The 555-nt window shown below is 45.0% G+C and carries 2 pseudogenes; both read left to right on the forward strand.

The window, feature by feature from the left end:
* Nucleotides 1-219: pseudogene (locus ACFIKU_RS10285) on the forward strand (PBSX family phage terminase large subunit); the annotation flags it as partial.
* Nucleotides 204-555, forward strand: a pseudogene (locus ACFIKU_RS10290) (phage portal protein); the annotation flags it as partial. The pseudogenes ACFIKU_RS10285 and ACFIKU_RS10290, both read left to right, overlap by 16 nt.

Below are 555 nucleotides of genomic sequence, written 5' to 3' on the forward strand. Positions count from 1 at the left end.
GAGACAACCGTAGCGGGTCGCAAGGCACTGAATTGGTATCATGAGAAATGGGATGAGAAGCGTAATATTGGTTTAGGCGCCGAGCATGATTGGTCCAGTCATGGTGCAGATGCCTTTGGCTTGATGTGTGTGGGGTATGAACAGCCGATGCAGAAACAGAAGAGACCAGCTTATAGCGGTAGAGAAACTTATGAGAGCACGTCATGGATGGCAGAATGATGCATGATGAAGAGCATTTAGAGAAAGAAAGTAACGCATCAGATCTGTCGACAGAAGGTTTGTTTCGCAAGCTTGTGGGTTGGTACAAAGAAGATGTTGAGCATGTGAACAAATGGCGTGAACATGCAAGGGAGGATTTTCAATTTTACAATGGTGATCAGTGGAATGATCAAGATTTAGCGGCTTTAAAAGAACAACGCCGCCCCGTTATGACCTTTAACCGTATTGCACCACTTGTGAATGCTGTAGTTGGTTCAGAGCGTAACAATAAACGAGAGGTGCAATTCATTCCTCGTCAAATAGGCAAGGCATTGCCAAGTGAATTGCTTACAGGAG

Origin of the sequence: Bartonella sp. CM120XJJH, assembly GCF_042194715.1 — a bacterium.
In the GTDB taxonomy this organism is placed as follows: Bacteria; Pseudomonadota; Alphaproteobacteria; order Rhizobiales; family Rhizobiaceae; genus Bartonella.